Source organism: Paraburkholderia silviterrae (genome assembly GCF_004353915.1).
GTDB classification, from domain to species: domain Bacteria; phylum Pseudomonadota; class Gammaproteobacteria; order Burkholderiales; family Burkholderiaceae; genus Paraburkholderia; species Paraburkholderia silviterrae.
The window spans coordinates 2,883-20,851 of record NZ_SMRP01000028.1; the positions used below are offsets into that span (position 1 = coordinate 2,883).

Here is a 17,969-nt window from a genome sequence, read left to right on the forward strand (position 1 = left end):
CTCGGCCATCAGGCGTGCATTCGGGTTATAGGCGCGCTGCACCGGCATCGCCCAGAGCGTGATCTCGAAGCCGCTCGACAAGCCCGCCTTCGCGAGCAGTGCCTTCGCCTTCGCGGGGTCGTACGGGTTCGCCTTCAGGCTCTTGTCGTAGGACCATTGCGTCGGCGGCATCGGGTTGGTCGCCGCCTGGCCCGCGCCCTGGTACACCGAGTCGATGATCGCCTTCTTGTTGATCGCCATGTCGAGCGCTTCGCGCACTTCGAGCTTGTCGAGCGGCTTGTGCTCGACGTTGTACGACAGATAGCCGAGGTTGAAGCCCGGCTGCGAGGGCATTGCGATGGTCGGCTCGGCTTTCAGCGGAGCGATATCCGCGGGGCGCGGATAGGTCATCACCTGGCACTCGTCGCGCTTGAGCTTCTGCACGCGCACGCTGGCGTCCGGCGTGATCGAGAAGATCAGCTTCGAGAGCTTCACCGCGCCCGGCTTCCAGTAATCAGGATTGCCATCGAAACGGATGGTCGCGTCCTTCGTGTAGCTCTTGAAGATGAAGGGACCCGTGCCGACCGGGTTCTGGTTGATGTCGGCGGCCTTGCCGGCCTTCATCAACTGATCCGCGTATTCCGCCGACAAAATCGAGGCGAATTCCATCGCCATGTTCTGGATGAACGGCGCGTTCGGCTCGTTCAACGTGAACTTCACGGTGTACGGATCGACCTTCTCGACCTTCGCGATCAGCTTGTCGAGGCCCATGTCGGTGAAGTACGGGAACGAGACCGGGTAGGCCTTGCGGAACGCGTTGTTCGGATTGAGCATGCGGTCGAACGTAAACACGACGTCGTCCGCGTTGAATTCGCGCGTGGGCTTGAAGAACGACGTGGTCTGGAACTTCACGCCATGGCGCAGGTGGAACGTGTAGGTCTTGCCGTCAGGGGAAACATCCCACGATTGCGCGAGACCCGGTTCGACCTTGGTGCCGCCGCGCTCGAACTCGACGAGGCGGTTGTAGACGGTGAACGTATTCGCGGTGAAGTCGGTGCCGGTCGTGTATTGGGCCGGGTCGAAGCCGGCGGGGCTGCCTTCCGAGCAGTAGACGAGCGTCTTGTTCGGGATGCTACCCGCGGCGTGCGCGAGGGAGGCGCCTCCAATCGATGCCGCTGCGAGCGCCACGAGAGACGTCAGTCGTGCAGCACGCAACAGTTTGTTTTCTTTCATGTTTCCTCCAGTTCGGTGCCGACCTCGTGAGCCAGCGTAGCGCGATCTTACAAGAGCACTACCCGCGCTCACAAGCCAGCCAAAATGACCTTTGCGAGCAGGAAATGCCTGGTTGACAGCCTTGCTGCGAGCGGCTGCCCGAGCCAATTCGCGCGGAATTGCCCGGATCGCCTCGGGTCTGCTGTCAGAACGTACGCCGATTGCGTTTTTGCTGCTTTTTCGTCGTTCTTCTGTCGCATTTCGCTCGCTTCACGGCGCGCCGATGCGCAAACGGTGCGCCAGCCGGCCGCAGCGTGCGCTCACCGGCAGTGGACCTTACCGCGCCGTTATGCCGTTTGCAGTTGCGCGGGCAAGCGGCGCCCGCCCGGCGCTTGCCCTGAGCCATCCTGGGGGGCGCCCGGCCGCTTCCCGCCACTCCCCGCCACTCCCGGCCTTCCCTCGGCGGCCATTTCAGCCGTTCACCGGCTGCGCTCGCTCGCACCAGTCACGCCACATGAGCCGGTAAGCGGCTTCCATATTGCGCGCAAACCGTGCGCCGTCCATCAGCGGCGAGGCCGCCATGCGCGCGCGCAAGCCCGCGCGCAGCGCGGCGAGGCGTGCCGGATCGCGCGCGAGCGACACCACGATCTCGACGTACGCGGCATCGGTGTGCGCAGCCAGCTCCGGCAGCCCCAGGTTGGCGAGCAGCGAGAGGCCGGCGCGGCTCGCCGCCGAGCGGCCCATGCGCGTGGGCACCGGCACGCCCATCCAGAACGCATCGAGGCTCGTGGTATGCCCGTTGTAGGGAAACGTGTCGAGCGCGATGTCGATTTGCGCCCAGCTGCGCAGATAGTCCTCGCGCGGCTGAAAGCCCACGAAGCGCACGCGCGCCGCATCGACGCCATGCGCGCTCAGGCGCGCCACGAGCCGCTCGCGCGCGGCGCCGGGCGGCGCCATCAGTACGAGCCGAGCCGTGGGCAGCGCCGCGAACACGCCCGCCCAGAGCGCGAGCGTGGCATCGGTGAGCTTGCAGGGGTTGTTCAGGCAGCCGAACGTGAGGTGGCCGTCGTGTCCCGCGGCCAGCGCCGGCAGCCCGTTGACCTCGATCTCGGGCGCGAGCGCGTCGTAGCACCAGAAGGCGTCGGGCAGGCGCAGCGACCGCTCGGTGTACTGATCGTCCACTCCCGGCGCGCCGACGGGGTCGAGCCACGGATCGGTGAGCCGCCAGCCGATTGCCGCGCTGCCCGTGGTGCCCGGGTAGGCGAGCCACGCCACCTGCACCGGCGCGGGCCGCCGCGCGAACACGAGACGGCGTGCGCCGTCCATGTGCATGGTCAGGTCCACGAGAATGTCGATGCGGTCCTCGCGGATCTGCTGCGCGAGCCGCGCGTCGTCGAATTCGCGCACGTCGCGCCAGAGGTCGGCATGAGCGGCGAGGCGCGCCGTCACCTCGTCCGGCTTTGCCACGCTCGAATAGCAGACGATCTCGAACGCCGCATGATCGTGATGCTCGAACAGCGGCGTCGTGAACAGCATCTGGCAATGCGTGCGAAAGTCCGGCGAGACATAGCCGATACGCAAGCGCCGCGCCGCATCGGGCACCGTCGCGTGCGCCACCGGCTGCGCGAGCAGGGCCGCTTCGTGATGCGCGGACAGTTGCCCGGCGGCGGCACGGATGGCGTGGCCGTCGTCGGTCGCGAACATCAGCGCGTAGACGTAGTTGCTATGCGCGCCGATGCTGCCGGGCTCGCACGCGAGCGCTTCGCGATAGCACGCGAGCGCGGACTCGATGTCGCCCGCGTGCTTGTGCGCATTGCCCAGATTGCTCCAGGCGTTGGCGAAACGCGGCTTCAGTTCGAGGGCGCGCGTGAACGAGGCGCGCGCCGCGTCGATGCGTGAGAGGTCGACCAGCACGTTGCCCAGGTTATTCCACGCCGACGCGTTGTGCGGCGCGAGCGCGAGCGCGCGCTCCAGTGCCGCTTGCGCCTCGGCATGGCGGCCGCGCGCGCGCAGCAGGCAGCCGAGATTCGTGAGCACGTCGGCGGACTCCGGCGTGAGGGTGCGCGCATGTTCGAGCGCGGCCATTGCCTCATCCGTGCGCTGCAATGCGATCAGGACGTTCGCGAGATTGTTCCAGGCGTTCACTGACCCCGCGTCGAGCGCCACGGCTCGGCGCAGCGGCGCCTCTGCGCGCGCCGCGTCGCCGCTCGCGAGCAGCACGCTGCCATAGTTGTAGTGCGCACCCGCGTTGTCGGGCGTGAGCGTGAGCGCGCGCTCGAACGCCGCCAGCGCGCGCGTGAAGTCCCCTTGGGCGGAGTACAGGTTCGCGAGATTGTTTAACGCGATCGGAAAATCGGGATCGATGGCGAGCGAGCGCTCGAGTGCAGCGAAGGCGCCCTGCGCCTCGGTGGCCGCGTCATAGGTGAGGCTGAGGCTCACGAGGAAGTTGCGGTCTTCGCGCAGCGCGAGCGCACGCTCGAACAGCGCGCGCGCCGACAGCCGGTCGCGCGCCGTTTCGAGGATGCCGGCGAGATGCCATGCATCGGCATCCTGTGCATTGGCCGCGATGAGCCGTGCACAGCGTGCGCGCGCCTCCTCTAACGCGCCGGCACGCCAGGCGGCGACGGCATCGGCGAAGGTGCCGGCTTGCAGCGTGATCTCGGGATCGGAAGTCGTCATGCGCAGGGGTTGCTGCGGGTTGCCGCGCACGACGTGTGTCATTGCGCGACTACGCGGATAAAAACCCTCGATTATCAGCAGCGTCCCGTCTGCGTTTCTTGACATAGGTCACAAGCCCAAGCCGCAAAGGCCGCGCAAATAAAAACCGCGCGGCCCCTTGTGAAGGGTGCCGCGCGGTTTGCATGGCGCCGCGCGTGTGGCGGCTGGCTTGGGACTCAAGCGTTGCTCAGGCGCTCACAAATCGAGCCGCTCGCAAATCGCCTTGGTCGCGCCCGCCGCGTTGAGCGTGTAGAAGTGCAGGCCCGGCGCGCCGTTCTCGATGAGGCGGCGGCACAGGTCCGTCACCACGTCGAGGCCGAATGCGCGGATCGACTCGCGGTCGTCGCCGAAGCTTTCCAGGCGCTTGGCGATCCAGCGCGGCACTTCGGCGCCGCACATCTCCGAGAAGCGCATGAGCTGCGTGTAGTTCGTGATCGGCATGATGCCGGGCACGATGGGCACGTCCACGCCCAGCTTCCTCGCGTCTTCGATGAAGCGGAAGTACGCGTCGCCGTTGAAGAAGTACTGCGTGATGGCCGAGTTCGCACCGGCCTTCACCTTCTTCGCGAACGCTTCGAGGTCGTGGCGCGGCGAGCGCGCCTGCGGGTGGTACTCGGGATAGCCGGCCACTTCGATATGGAACGCGTCGCCGGTTTCCTCGCGGATGAACGCGACGAGCTCCGACGCATAGCGCAGCTCGCCCACTGCGCCCATGCCCGAAGGCAGGTCGCCGCGCAGCGCCACGATATGGCGGATGCCGTGCGAGCGGTACTGGCGCAGGATCTCGCGCAGGCTCTCCTTGGATGAGCCGATGCACGAGAGGTGCGGCGCCGCGTCGACGCCTTCCTTGGCGATGTCGACGATGGTGTCGAGCGTGCCTTGCTGCGTCGAGCCGCCCGCGCCGAAGGTCACCGAAACGAAACGCGGCTTGAGCGTGAGCAACTGCGCGCGCGTGGCACGCAGCTTCTCGACGCCGTCCGGGGTCTTCGGCGGGAAGAATTCGAATGAGAGTTCGATCGGTTTCATGATCGCTTTCGTAATAAGCCGGCCGAAGCTTGGCGCTTCGGCCAGGACAGGCGTCAGCCGAGGCTGCGGTTGCCGAAGATCAGCGCCGAGAGCAGCCAGGAGACGATGCTGTAGAGGATCGAGCCGAAGAACGCCGACCAGAAGCCCGACACCTCGAAACCCTTGAGCAGCGAAGCCGCCAGCCAGAAGCACAGCGCGTTCACCACGAGAATGAACAGGCCGAGCGTGAGGATGGTCACGGGCAGCGTGAACAGGATGAGCACCGGGCGCAAGACGGCGTTGATGAGCCCGAGCACGAGCGCGACGATCAGTGCGGTGCCGAAGCTGCGCACGTGGATCGACGGAACGAGCCAGGTGATGATCAGGAGCGCGAGCGCATTGATCAGCCAGGTCAGCAGCACGGTCATGGAAACTCCTTTTGCGTCGTTGTGATGTGTGCGGCCCGTGCGCGGCCGCAAGCGGCGCGGCGCACGGGCGTGATCACAGCATCGGCCTGGTCGCTTAAACGCGGCTTAAAAATGAGGGCCGCGTTGTGTCGCGTTATGCAGCGTTGTATCTGTTAGTAACGGTAGTGGTTCGGCTTGAACGGACCGTTCTTGTCGACGCCGATATACGCAGCCTGGTCGTCGGACAGCACGGAGAGGTTCGCGCCGATGCGCGCGAGGTGCAGGCGCGCGACCTTCTCGTCGAGGTGCTTGGGCAGCACGTACACCTTGTTCTCGTACTTCGCGCCTTGAGTGAACAGTTCGATCTGCGCGAGCGTCTGGTTCGTGAACGAGTTCGACATCACGAACGACGGGTGGCCCGTCGCGCAGCCGAGGTTCACGAGGCGGCCTTCGGCCAGCAGGATCACGCGCTTGCCGTCCGGGAAGATGATGTGGTCGACCTGCGGCTTGATGTTGTCCCACTGGTACTGGCGCGTGGAAGCGACGTCGATTTCCGAGTCGAAGTGGCCGATGTTGCAGACGATCGCGTTGTGGCGCATCGCCTTCATGTGGTCATGGCCGATCACGTGGTAGTTGCCGGTGGCCGTCACGAAGATGTCGGCCTTGTCGGCGGCGTATTCCATCGTCACGACGCGGTAGCCTTCCATCGCCGCCTGCAGCGCGCAGATCGGATCGATTTCGGTGACCCACACGGTGGCGCCCAGACCGCGCAGCGATTGCGCGCAGCCCTTGCCCACGTCGCCGTAGCCGGCCACGACCGCGATCTTGCCCGCGATCATCACGTCGGTGGCGCGCTTGATGCCGTCCACGAGCGACTCGCGGCAGCCGTACAGGTTGTCGAACTTGGACTTCGTGACCGAGTCGTTCACGTTGATCGCCGGGAACGGCAGACGGCCTTCCTTCTCCATCTGGTACAGGCGGTGCACACCGGTCGTGGTTTCTTCGGTCACGCCCTTGATGTGCGAGAGGCGCTTGGAGTACCACTGCGGATCGATCTCGAGGTGCGCGGCGATCGACTTGTAGAGCGCGACTTCTTCCTCGTTGGTCGGCTTGGCGATGACCGAGCGGTCTTTTTCGGCCTTCGAGCCGAGGATCAGCAGCAGGGTTGCGTCGCCGCCGTCGTCGAGGATCATGTTGGCGAACTCGCCGTTCGGCCATTCGAAGATGCGGTGCGAGAACTCCCAGTATTCGTCGAGCGATTCGCCCTTGAACGCGAACACGGGCGTGCCGCCTTGCGCGATCGCAGCGGCGGCGTGGTCCTGGGTCGAGAAGATGTTGCACGAGGCCCAGCGGACGTCGGCGCCGAGCGCCTTCAGGGTCTCGATCAGCACGCCGGTCTGAATCGTCATGTGCAGCGAGCCGGCAATGCGCGCGCCCTTGAGCGGCAGCTGCGCCTTGTACTCTTCACGCGTCTGCACGAGACCGGGCATTTCGGTTTCGGCGATGTCGAGCTCCTTGCGGCCCCAGCCGGCAAGTGCCATATCGGCGACGACGAAATCGTTGGCTTGATCTTGCGGAATTGCGGCGTTCATCACGCCCTCCTTTCTAAAAGTGACTAGAAATAAGACGTGAGCGCCGTTTCAGTGCGGTCGATTCAGGGAATTCAACCGGATTGAGCACCTTCGAGCCTGGCGGATCACAGAAAATCCGTCGCAACGCTCCTCGAAGACGAGGCGTGATTGTAGCAAAACGAGATGGCGGCCGCGCGGCGCAGATGCACTCGCGCGGCGCGGCGCCTGCGGATTCAGTGATCCGGCTGCGCCAGGTCGAGGGCGCGCACCTGCTTCACGCTCGCGATCGCGGCGTCGAGAAAGGCCTGCGAGCAGCGCACCGTTTCGGCCGTCGTAGCCGGGTCCGCTTCGACGAAGCCCATCTGGATGTTCAAAAAGCGCTCCGCATGAATGCCCGCGTGGTAGTGCATGCGCACCTGCTTGCCGCTGGTGAAGCGGCGCTGCCCGAAGATCTCGCGCAGCGTCCACGAGAGCGCGCCGTCCTCGCCGCCGTGGCGGCGGAAGAAGTCGTCCATCGGAAAACCGCCCAGCGCGAGAAAGGCGCTGCGGCGGATCACGAGGCTGCTCGGCACCGTGTTGCTGAGCACGGCGGCGTACTTCTCGAAATCGGGATGCTTCGTCAGCCGCTCGGGAAACCCCACGTAGTCGACGTCGAGGCGGATCGCCGCTTCGTGCGGGTGCTGCTCCATGTGCTCATGGGCGGCGGCGAGCGCGCCGGGCAGGTATTCGTCGTCGGCGTCGAGGAAGGCGAGAAGCGGGGTTGGCGCGTGCAGCGCCGCCCAGTTGCGCGCGCGAGCCGCGCCGCCGTTGCTCACCATCTGCAGGAGCCGTACGCGCGAATCGCGCATGGCATGGCCACGGGTGATGGACGCGGAGGCGTCGGACGAGCCGTCATCGACGACAAAGATATGTGTGGCGTCGCGCTGCGCGAGGCAGCTCTCCAGCGCGCGCGCAAGCGTGGCGGCACCGTTGAAACACGGGATGATGATCGAAATGGGGGACATGAAAGACAGCGGCAATGAACCGCATGATCCGCGGCAACAGGCTGGATCATAGGCGTGTCGCGACATCGTGAAATGCTGCGTGGCCGCGACGCAACGGCACACCCTGGCGGGCGGCCGCCCCCTTATATCGGCAGGAAGCCGAGTGCCGGCGCGAGCAGCACCATCACCACGCCCGCGATCATCATCGTGAGGCTCGCGACCACGCCTTCCTCGCTGCCGAGCTCGCGCGCCTTCGCGGTGCCTACGCCGTGCGCCGCCGCGCCGAACAGCGCGCCGCGCGCAAGCCGCGTGCGCAGCGGCACCACGCCGAGCACCAGTTCGCCGAACAGCATGCCGCACACGCCCGTGGCGATCACGAAGAGCGCCGTGAGGTCGCGCGGCGCGTGAATCTTGTCGGAGACCGCGAGCGCGAACGGCGTGGAGACCGAGCGCGTCATCAGGCTGCGCTGCAGCTCAGGCGACAGATGCAGCAGCTTGGCGAGAACGAGCGAGCCGCCCACGGCCACCACGATGCCCACCGTCACGCCGACTGCAAGCGAGATCCAGTGACGCTTGAGCAGCTCGCGGTATTCGTAGATCGGCACGGCGAATGCAACCGTAGCCGGGCCGAGCAGCCACATGAGCCAGCGTGTGTCCTGAAAGTAGACCGGATACGGAATGTGCAGCAGGAGCACGACCGCGCCAAGTACCGCAGGCACCGCGACGAGCGGCGTGAGCCACGGCGAGCGAAAGCGCGCGTAGAGCGCCTTCGAGGCGAAATAGAGCGCGACCGTGAGGACGAAGCAGCCGGCGGCGATCAGCCGCGAGGCGTCGTCGGCGAACAGGGAGGCGTAGAACGTGTTCATGATTGACCCCGGCGTGACGCTCAGGCCCGCGCCATGTGGCGCGAGTGGCGCACGCGGCGCAGCGCGAGACGGCGCTCGAGGCGGGCGGCCTGCTCCACGGCGAACGCCACGGCCACCATCACCATCAGCGTGCCGCCGGCCACCACGAGCGCGAGGCGCCAGCCGTCGGCGCGAAAGAGACCGCCGTATTGCACCGCCGCCACGGCGGCCGGGATGAAGAACAGCAGCATGTCGGAGAGCAGCCAGTCCGCGCCCGCCTTCACCCAGCGCGGCGTCACGCCGCCGCAAAACAGCAGCACCAGCAGCAGCACGAGTCCCACCACGCCGCCCGGCACGGGCAGATGCGTGGTGCGCACGAGCGCGTCAGCGGCGAACCAGACCCCGGCGAGCAGCGCGGACTGCGCCGCAATCCGGCCAACGCGCACCAGCCCACCCGTTTGCGGGGTCCTTGCGGAGGTAGTCGGAGAAGTCATGGCAAACCCTAAGTGACAGTGGAATGGAAGTCAGTATAGGGTGCGGCGCAGCATAAATAAAATGACTTAGGCTTATCGATTGCATTCCATAATGGAATGCAATCACCGGCAGACAGGAGACACAACTGTGGAATTGCGCGCCCTTCGCTATTTCATCGAGGTGGTGCGGCAGCCAGAATCACACGTGATGGGACGGCACACGCTTGACCCATGTACCTGGCGTGTTTGATTTCGTCGCCCGGCAGGTACAAGGTTGCCACGATCGAGGCACGAGGTAAGCGCTATCGCTCCAGCACCTAAGCTCGGCACGGCGTCTGAGCCTGCGCCGGGCGTGAGTATGACGCGCCCACCTCTGTGACCATAATCCCAAAGGCAGCGACGCATTCACGCTGAGTAGATGTTCGGTCTATAAAGTTCCATATATCGCTCCGGGTGGCTGATGTTAGTGAACCCATGACGTTTATAGACGCCGTGTGCATTCGATGTGACCAGGACGATCCGGCGTAGCCCCTTGAGCAGGTCAGAGCCAAAGATGTGGTCCAATAGCGCGTGGGCATATCCGCGAGTCTGGAACTCTGGTAGCACAAATACGTCGCACAGGTACGCGAAAGTCGCCATATCTGTTACAACGCGGGCGAACGCAACTTGACGCTGGCCTAGATATCCACCAAAACACAAAGATCGCTCAATGGCTCGTTCTACAGTTTCCCGCCCTATACCCTTCGACCAGGCAGCATGTTTGTGTAGAAAATCGTAAACGACATCGATATCCAATTCAGAGTTGTCGCTTGAGATACGCAGTACGTTTGTCAGCATTCGATTCAATCCTTCAAATTACGGGGCGGGGCTTCCGGTTTGCCGCGGCGTTCTGTCTGGATCCCACCGCATAGATGTTTCCCGCGAGTGCGATGACAATGAGGCCTGACGCAGCGATGCTTATCGCATCATAGTGTTCGTTGAGCACTAACCAGCCGCCCAACATACCGAAGACCGGGCTGATCAACGAGAAGGGGGCAACGAGCGAGGCCGGGTAGAGGCTCATAAGCTTTCCCCATGCGCCCAACGAAAAGAGCGTACCCACGAGAGCCAGAAAGAGCAGTGCTAAAGCACTTGTCCAAGTCAAGTTCCTGAATGCATTCGCAAGTCCGATCGGGCCGCCTTCTGTCATCAGGGAAAGCAGCAGCAGAGGAATCGGCGGCACGATGCTAAACCACACGGTAAATGCAAACATGTCTACTTTTCCTGCACGTTTCAACTCGATATTTCCCCACGCAAATCCAGCTGCACCAAGAAGCGCGAGTGCGACGGGAGCTAGCTGAAGCATCGCGTGGTATCGTGCGTAGCCAAGTAACAGCACACCAAGCAACGCAAGCACCATCATGAATTTTTGGGCCGAAGTGGATGTTTCTCTCAGAAAGATGCCGGAGAACAGGAGCGTTATAAAGACCTGCATTTGAACAAGCACTGACACGATGCCTGCAGGCACCCCCAACTGGATCGCAAAAAAAAGACAGCCGAACTGGATAACTCCGAGACAAAGCCCCGTGCGTAAATAAAGGCCGAAAGGCAACTTGGGCCGGCGAAGAAAAGTAACGCCAGCGGCAAACACAATAACGAAGCGCAGAGCTGCCAGGAGCAGTGGTGGGCATCCACGGAGGCCGATCGCGACGACCACAAAACTAAGACCCCAAATCGCTGCGACCAGCGTTGCAAGTGCGATATGCTGGATCTTCAAGTTGCCTCCTGTTCGTTTTGCATATCAAGTAACGCGGCTTCATACGCCTGTATGAAGAAGTCGATTTCGGATGCTGTCACGTTCAGCGGTGGAAGCAAGCGTATCGACGCCGGATCGTGAGCCGCTGGAATCGTGAGTACATTCTTATTCAGAAGCGCATGCCAAAGCCGCGCTGCCACCGCGTCGCCAAGGTGCCGGAGGCATTCTGGTGTCGTCCGGATCGAAAGGGCAAGGCCGATCCCGTCACAGCGAAGGCCGAGGCTAGCACCGGCATGCTCGATGCCGTTACGCAGGCGCTCGCCTTGCGTACATACGTTCATGCGAAGCTTGAGTTCACGCAGCAACGTAAGGACGTGCAAACCACAACGCATACCTAATCTGTTGCCGCTGAAAGTCGATCCGTGAATTTTCGCGGCGCCTTCGCGTCCAAACATCGACTGATAGATCGAATTTCGCATGAGAACAGCTGACACCGGGAAAAGTCCGCCAGTCAGTGCTTTGGACAGCAGTACCATCTGCGGCGGCGAAGCGCGGAGGGTCTGATAGGCGAACCAGTCTCCAGTCCTGCCTAAACCACTGAGAATCTCGTCGAAAATGAGCACGGTTCCATATAAGTCGCATTCACTGGCGATATCAGCAAGGTCCTCCCGATTCCAGACGCGTGCTCCTGCGGTTCCCTGAACCGGTTCAAGCAGGACCGCCGCTACGTCCTTGCGAGCGAGATGCGCTCGGATCGCCGCCACGTCGCCGAAGTCTACCTGTTTGAAGTCTTCCGGAGGTGGCGTTAAGTTACGGCGCCAGAATGAGTTGCCAGCCAGCCATGTCGCTGTGTGTGACAAGCCATGGAATCCACCGCCGATTGTCAAGATCCCTTTCCGGCGCGTATGTACCATCGCGAATTTCAGCGCAGCATCGACTGCTTCGACGCCGCTGCTGCCGAAATACACCTTTCCATCAGGCAAGCCACTCAGTTCGATCAATTGTGCGGCCAGCGCGCCGGCATCAAAGGAGATACCAAGGGGATTGAGATTTGGCAACGGGGAGTGCAGGTCGTTGCTCAAGCGATATAGGAGCGCGGGCAGATGATGTCCAAACGGCATCGCACCGTACCCGGACACGAAGTCGAGAAATCGGCTTCCGCCTTGCATCGTAATCCAGCTTCCCGAAGCACTAACGGGCTTTGTGTTAAGCCCGGCGAGTTGGACAACATCGGACCAAGCCGGGTTCACGAAGCGCTCGTATTCGTCTGTTTTTGTACCCATTTTGCCGATCAGGAAAGCGTATCCGCGTACGTTGTGAGCGAACAGATCGTCAGATCATGCTGCTTGCCGTAAAACTCTGCGGCCTGATCCATCGCCCGAAAATTTAGCTCAATCAGGAATGCCAGGTTGGCGAGCGCACGACGTTGCGCCACTGGGGAAATGGCTCGCAGCTCCTCAAAGAACAAACGCGACAGAGCCGCGTGATTCAGTTCAAGGTTCAGATCATCGTGGCGTTTCGCCACTTTTTTGTATTCGATTAGAGAAGAGCTCAATTTTTCCAGACGTTCATGGACAGGGTTATCGACACCAAGCATGCCTTCCGTGACCATGATTGAACTCATGTAGCCGATTGCGTCGTACCGCCCAAGCACTGTGAAAGCATCCACGTAGGCCTGAAACAATGGAAGCGGCAACGCTTTATCCAACTTTTCTGGTGCTATGCGGAGCGCGACACAGGTATCGCGCTCGAAGATCTCGTGCCCTAGCTCTTCCTGAAAGTACCGATAGATACGTTGCTTGATCGGCGAACGCGTGCGCTTGGTCATTAGCGGCGCGATGATTTCAACGAAGCGTTGAGTCACGTGATACTGCTCAATGAAAAGACCCTGAACCAGTGGCCCAAACTGCGTTGCGCTGTCGTTGATTTCTGTGACGTATCTTGATTGCCCTAAATGAGAGAGCGCGGATAACGCAAAATCTTCAGCTTGCCGCATAAAGTTGAGTCCGGTCTCGATCTGGTCGCATGTTGCGGTCGCTGCTACGCGACGCGCACGACCCTCGGTCGTCGCCAGATGCAAGAGATCTACCAGGCACATCAGATATGCCTCAATGTGCGCATTGCAATAAAAGCCAGCAGTTGTCGCTTGCATTTGGGATGGTGAGCTCTGTTTGCCGAGGGTCATCCCGAGGTAATGGCCTACCCGGAGCAGAATGTCACGCCACAGAGAAACGACAATTGGAAGGTTCTCTTCGACATAGAGTCTCTGCAGAAAAAAGGTCTGTAGGGCGAAGTCGTCATGGTCAGTAGCAGACCGGATATCGTCGACCGAAAACATGTCAGTTTTCGGGAGCGGGACGTCAAGCGCATGTACGAACATGGAAATGGCTTGTCGATACTTGTCGTGTTGGCCGTTCGAGGCGCGAATCAATACGGCTTCCGCTTTGCGCACGAGCTTTTCGCAAAGTTCATTGCTATCCTCAAAAACCCGCAAATCGGCGGGCTTGCTCTGCACCAGCGAGAGCTCGTCGAGCTTTTTTATCAGGTTCGCTTGCCACGGCTGTGCCAAGCCCAGTTTGATGTCAGACCAGAGTTGCGATTCAGGGTCGGCCATTGACCGAATGCTGTCTAGAAGTTGCGAGCCATCGATTTCATTTGACACAATTTCATATGCATTCGAACCTGAACTTAACACGACGGTTCGGCCATCCTTGTCGAGATCTACCGATAGCGGGACGAGCCGCGGCATGTCGTAGTGGTCAATATGCCAAGATTCCATTCTTTGCCTCTCTGCTAGCGAAATCACTGAAAGATTCGGGGGATCACTGCGTTCGGCTTACCGTAATAGCCGATGATCTCTTCTTCCTGCTGTGCCATCGTTTCGATCGCAAGCACTAGGTTCTTTTCGACTATAAGTTGCTCTTCACGACAGATTGCGCTTCGTTCGGCCAGAAGATCTGCTGTGACATCTTCGTGATCGAGAGCGTCATTGATGCTTGCGTGAGCGAGCAATGGCTTCGCGAACTCTGCTGGCAGACCAACCTTCGCACAGCACGAAGCCAGAGCTTCATTGAAGCTGACGCTCGGAATTTCGAAGAGAAATAGAATGCTTTGAAAGGAGAGCAAATGTTGCTTCGCGTAGACGCCGAGTGCGGCGCAAAGCGCGAATGTGGAAGGAAGCGGTAGCAATGAATCCAGCTTGCCTCCGGATGTGTCGATTCCTGCCGCCTCGAGGCTTTCGGCTAGCATCCGATCGTGATCGAGTTCGGAGACCAAGAAACGCTGTATGGTCTGCTGGTTTTTACGGCTGTCAGCTTGTGAGAGCGCCGGGGCGATAAGGCCCGGCGCTGCGCGGACGATGTAGTAATACTCGAGCGCGTAGCCGATCAGCATCTCCCGGGTCAACGATCCATCTTTCATCATCGAGAACAACTTCGACGTGCAGCGAGCCTGCATGGCACGAACGGTCAGGTCGCGAAGATGAGCGTTGAACTCGGGTCCAGAAAGGGTGCCGGCAGGCCATTCGAAGCTTGATTCTGTGACGAGCCCCAATCTGTCGAGCTCACCAAGCAGCCCGTCGATCGATGATGCAACTGACGGGTGTCGACCTCGCAGCTGATCCAATGTCTCATTACCAATCTTCATGGACTCGATCAATGCACGCACCGATGATCTCGCTTCGGCACTGATGGAGATATCGCACGACTGGTAGCCGTAAATTATCGACAATCCGTCGGTAGTTTCCTCGATCCTGACGCCTTTTCGCAGGGTCGGGCAATGGAAAAGTTCAGAAATTTCGGGAGCCAGCATGATGCCCTCAGTAGAGGTTGATTAAAGATGGTCGACACGGCGCAGTATTTCTCCCGCTGTCGAATAGTGTCTCCAGACGGCCGAGTAAAATGCATCGTACAATTCGACGAAGAGGTACGTCTGCGTGCGCATCCGCTTCATCGTCTCTTCATCGACGACTGGTATCTGGGAGAAAATTTTGCGAGTGAGGCTGCCATGCTCGCCCTGAAGGTTGATATCTGAATGCGCTTTCACTGGCCGCAGAAATTCGGGGTCGATTCCAATCCGAAATGCAGCATCAAGGAACGAGTCTTGGCGAATATCCTTGCCTTCAAGGATGCCAAGCGTTGTAAAGAAAAAGAGCGGGTCGTTATGCGCCCAGTATGCAAGACCGTTACAAAGTGCCATTGTCTGGGGCAACGGAATAGTGTGTGCGAGATCGTCGCGCGAAATTCCTATACGATTGAGCGCCTTCAGAAGTAGCTCGTCGTGACCGTATTCTTCAGAGAAGAACTCGTTCATCGCAAGACGAACCTTCGTGTTAGGAACATATGAGAGCACTGGCGCATCGAAGTAGCTTTCTCGGAAGAGGAAATGGTAGTTTTCAATCACCATTCCGTACACAACTGATTCCGGAACGTCGCCCGGATTCGTTGCTTTCGAGCAGTTCGTCCAGAATTCGTTGCGGTAGAGCGTTTCATAAAGAAGATGGTTCGATAGATCTTCGATTTCGAGGAGCGCTTCGAAACCAGTCTTTCCTGTTGGGCGGATAGCCGGGCGAATGATTCCATGTGCGGCCAAACACTCCACGAGCTGGCGAACGTGCTCACGCGCTCTAACCGGAAGTACATTCGCTATTTCCGCTTCAGTGCGCTCTTCTCCGAGAATTTCCAGCAAATCCTCGATTTCCCCAGCACTGACTACACCATCGGCGAGTTCAAAATCCTCGCCGACGCTTGTCCGGACAACAAGTGGAGTATGTGAAACCACTGATGAGTTCAATAAATATTTACGTGATTCCGACAAAATATTCTCCACTTCATCCTCCAATCAGATTGAATATAAATACGGAGCCACGGTATCTTCCGCAGCTCCGGCTCTTAACAGAGCGCCGTTCGATTACAGATGAACGGGGATCAGAACAGGACGCGGGTTACGCGGCTTTACCGAAATTACAACTTTTTCTGGCGTCGTCGATTGCGACATCACTATCTCCTTTGATTACTGGCTGAAAATGCCCACAAACACGTTGCGAGCAGGGGCTTTGCCGAATATCGGCAAATCGAAACATTGATACCTTTAAACTACGGCGACTCGCAATCCGAGTGCGATCAATACAACGGAGGAAAGCGCGCGAACTAATAGCCCAGATATTTTTCCATCAAACACTTTTTTCAACATAAGCCCGCCGCCGAGTGCAATGATCAGGTCAGACGGCATAGCTGTTATTGGAATCAAGGATCCAAGAATGAAAGATTGTACGGATACATTCCCCGCATCCGGGTTGATGAACTGGGGAATGAATGATAAAAAAAAGACTACAGTTTTTGGGTTCGTCACTTCAGTCAAGGCTGCCTGAAGATATATGGTTATCAATGGTGTATCTTTTATTTGTTCGATATTGCTGGTTGTGGACCGTGAACGACGAAGCAGGTCGATCGCTGCGCACACACCCAAATACAGAAGATAAAAGGCACCGGAAAACTTGATGATCTTGAAGATCAGCGGATTGGCGACGATCACTGCAGAGATGCCAAGAGTGGCAAGGAGTACGTGGAAGACACCGCCGGTAGCTAAGCCTAACGCCGATGCGATGCCTCCATCACGCCCTTGGGAGGCTGTCCTGGAAAGGATATACAGCATCGATGGACCAGGCGAGCAACTTAGAATAAATCCAGCGGCAATCACTGAAACGATGGCCCGCGTTTCGACCACCATCACATCTCACCCTCATCGACCGTGTATTGGAACGGATTTTCCGACGGCATACCGTTCGGAAGTTCCAGATCTCCTGCCTCGTGCAGTTCTCGAAGATAAGTGAAGTCACGGGTCACCTGCTCCAGTAGGTGATATCCGGCGACGATTTCCCTGTATTTAGTCATGCCATGCTTTTGCGTGGCAAAGCGTGAATGGGGGGAGATTTTTGAATTGAAATCCAAGGAAGAAAAGAATGGTATTGAATATCTCTCTTTTCCGGTATTGATAACCCGGTGAGAGTTTGATTTCCAGTATCCGTTTGTGAGGCACTCGAGCATATCCCCGATGTTCACGACAAAAGCGTCGACGATCGGTGGTACGGGCACCCAGGCACCATTCCGGATTTGCGCTTGCAGGCCCGGGCTATCCTGATAGAGGATTGTGAAACATTCATAGTCGGTGTGCGCGCCCATATTCGTATCCGTTATATCAGGCGGATCGCCGTTTTCAATGTAGTGAAGAAGCCGCAACTGCGAGGATGGATGATTCATCTTTGAGACTATTGCGCCTGGCTCTACGTCGAGTGACATTTCAATTACAGTCGAAAGCTCGCGGCTAATGTGAATCATGTTACAGAAAAAGATATATACGATATCCTTGAACGATGGTAGATCGGGCCAGTTAATTGGTCCGTTGAATATGTTATTGCCGACTTCGGCCGATACTGTCTCCAGAGAGAGATCGAACGACTCGTAACGACGACGCTTCCCTTCATCGCCGTACAATCCCTTCTCTGTCAGAGGGACATAGCCGGCGTGCCGCATGCCTGTTCCGATGCGGTAGCGGTCCTTGTACGCCGATGGCATTGAGTGAAATATCTCTGATTGCTCACGTACGGAAGATGGGTCGATGCCAAGCCCTGTTATATAAAACATTCCAAAATTCACCGCAGCATCATTAATCTTGTTTGCTAGAGCTTCTCGCGCACGGCCCGAATCGGAATAAATTGCTTCGGAGTTGATTATCGGAATAGTGAATGTGTTTTCCACAATTTCGTCTCGCAGTTATTTTTCAAGCATTTGATCAATATTTTTTTTCAGGATAAAGCTATCAAATTGATAGGTTGTTATGAGATAACGATATGGCAAACGACGGCAGGACAGCCTTCCCGGGGCCCTGCGTGAGATCGCTCACATCAAACGCGCGTTCTTCATTCCCGACTGGCTGGAGAGCACCGAACCGCGCCGCCGCGTCGATACCTGTGTACAAGGACGAGACCCGCAATGCGCTTGCTCGGTCGGTGTTGTTCTACCGTCTCGGTAGAAGTTCGCGATC

The 17,969-nt window shown here is 59.4% G+C and carries 16 protein-coding genes and 1 riboswitch; all 16 genes read right to left on the minus strand.

What is annotated here, in order from left to right; genetic code table 11:
• A partial coding sequence (locus tag EYW47_RS33330) for an ABC transporter substrate-binding protein (RefSeq protein WP_240764026.1) occupies window positions 1-1,212 on the minus strand: 1,212 nt, incomplete at its 3' end.
• Window positions 1,213-1,662: 450 nt separating this feature from the next.
• A complete protein-coding gene (locus EYW47_RS33335) occupies window positions 1,663-3,870 on the minus strand; it encodes an O-linked N-acetylglucosamine transferase, SPINDLY family protein (RefSeq protein ID WP_165976747.1) in 2,208 nt (735 codons plus the stop codon).
• Window positions 3,871-4,104: 234 nt separating this feature from the next.
• On the minus strand, window positions 4,105-4,935 hold the full coding sequence (metF, locus tag EYW47_RS33340; RefSeq protein WP_133199077.1) for a methylenetetrahydrofolate reductase [NAD(P)H]: 831 nt from the start codon (window positions 4,933-4,935) through the stop codon (window positions 4,105-4,107).
• A gap of 53 nt (window positions 4,936-4,988) precedes the next feature.
• Entirely contained in the window at window positions 4,989-5,342 is a 354-nt protein-coding gene (locus EYW47_RS33345) for a phage holin family protein (protein WP_133199078.1), read from the minus strand.
• 152 nt (window positions 5,343-5,494) lie between these two features.
• Window positions 5,495-6,913, minus strand: a complete 1,419-nt coding sequence (ahcY, locus tag EYW47_RS33350; RefSeq protein ID WP_133199079.1) for an adenosylhomocysteinase — start codon at window positions 6,911-6,913, stop codon at window positions 5,495-5,497.
• Window positions 6,914-6,944: 31 nt separating this feature from the next.
• Window positions 6,945-7,051: riboswitch (S-adenosyl-L-homocysteine riboswitch) on the minus strand.
• A 74-nt stretch (window positions 7,052-7,125) separates the two neighbouring features.
• Window positions 7,126-7,896, minus strand: coding sequence for a glycosyltransferase family 2 protein (locus EYW47_RS33355; protein ID WP_133199080.1), 771 nt, complete (start codon window positions 7,894-7,896; stop codon window positions 7,126-7,128).
• Between the two features lie 122 nt (window positions 7,897-8,018).
• The gene (locus tag EYW47_RS33360; RefSeq protein ID WP_133199081.1) at window positions 8,019-8,741 is read right to left on the minus strand and encodes an LrgB family protein; all 723 of its coding nucleotides are present in this window, start codon (window positions 8,739-8,741) and stop codon (window positions 8,019-8,021) included.
• Window positions 8,742-8,761: 20 nt separating this feature from the next.
• The gene (locus tag EYW47_RS33365; protein ID WP_133199082.1) at window positions 8,762-9,214 is read right to left on the minus strand and encodes a CidA/LrgA family protein; all 453 of its coding nucleotides are present in this window, start codon (window positions 9,212-9,214) and stop codon (window positions 8,762-8,764) included.
• A 384-nt stretch (window positions 9,215-9,598) separates the two neighbouring features.
• Window positions 9,599-10,030, minus strand: coding sequence for a GNAT family N-acetyltransferase (locus tag EYW47_RS33370; RefSeq protein WP_133199083.1), 432 nt, complete (start codon window positions 10,028-10,030; stop codon window positions 9,599-9,601).
• 13 nt (window positions 10,031-10,043) lie between these two features.
• Window positions 10,044-10,949, minus strand: coding sequence for an EamA family transporter (locus EYW47_RS33375; RefSeq protein WP_133199084.1), 906 nt, complete (start codon window positions 10,947-10,949; stop codon window positions 10,044-10,046).
• The gene (locus EYW47_RS33380; protein WP_133199085.1) at window positions 10,946-12,211 is read right to left on the minus strand and encodes an aspartate aminotransferase family protein; all 1,266 of its coding nucleotides are present in this window, start codon (window positions 12,209-12,211) and stop codon (window positions 10,946-10,948) included. The genes EYW47_RS33375 and EYW47_RS33380 overlap by 4 nt, the downstream gene beginning before the upstream one ends.
• An 8-nt stretch (window positions 12,212-12,219) precedes the next feature.
• Window positions 12,220-13,707, minus strand: coding sequence for a hypothetical protein (locus tag EYW47_RS33385; RefSeq protein ID WP_133199086.1), 1,488 nt, complete (start codon window positions 13,705-13,707; stop codon window positions 12,220-12,222).
• Between the two features lie 23 nt (window positions 13,708-13,730).
• Window positions 13,731-14,738 carry a hypothetical protein gene (locus EYW47_RS33390; RefSeq protein ID WP_133199087.1) on the minus strand — a complete coding sequence of 336 codons (1,008 nt, stop codon included), beginning with the start codon at window positions 14,736-14,738 and terminating at the stop codon, window positions 13,731-13,733.
• 21 nt (window positions 14,739-14,759) lie between these two features.
• Window positions 14,760-15,755 (minus strand): iron-containing redox enzyme family protein, encoded by a 996-nt coding sequence (locus EYW47_RS33395; protein ID WP_240764027.1) that lies wholly within the window; start codon window positions 15,753-15,755, stop codon window positions 14,760-14,762.
• A 261-nt stretch (window positions 15,756-16,016) separates the two neighbouring features.
• The gene (locus tag EYW47_RS33400) at window positions 16,017-16,655 is read right to left on the minus strand and encodes a LysE family translocator (RefSeq protein ID WP_240764032.1); all 639 of its coding nucleotides are present in this window, start codon (window positions 16,653-16,655) and stop codon (window positions 16,017-16,019) included.
• Complete coding sequence (locus EYW47_RS33405; protein WP_133199089.1) at window positions 16,655-17,683, minus strand: isopenicillin N synthase family dioxygenase; 1,029 nt, start codon at window positions 17,681-17,683, stop codon at window positions 16,655-16,657. The genes EYW47_RS33400 and EYW47_RS33405 overlap by 1 nt, the downstream gene beginning before the upstream one ends.
• Window positions 17,684-17,969 lie beyond the last annotated feature (286 nt).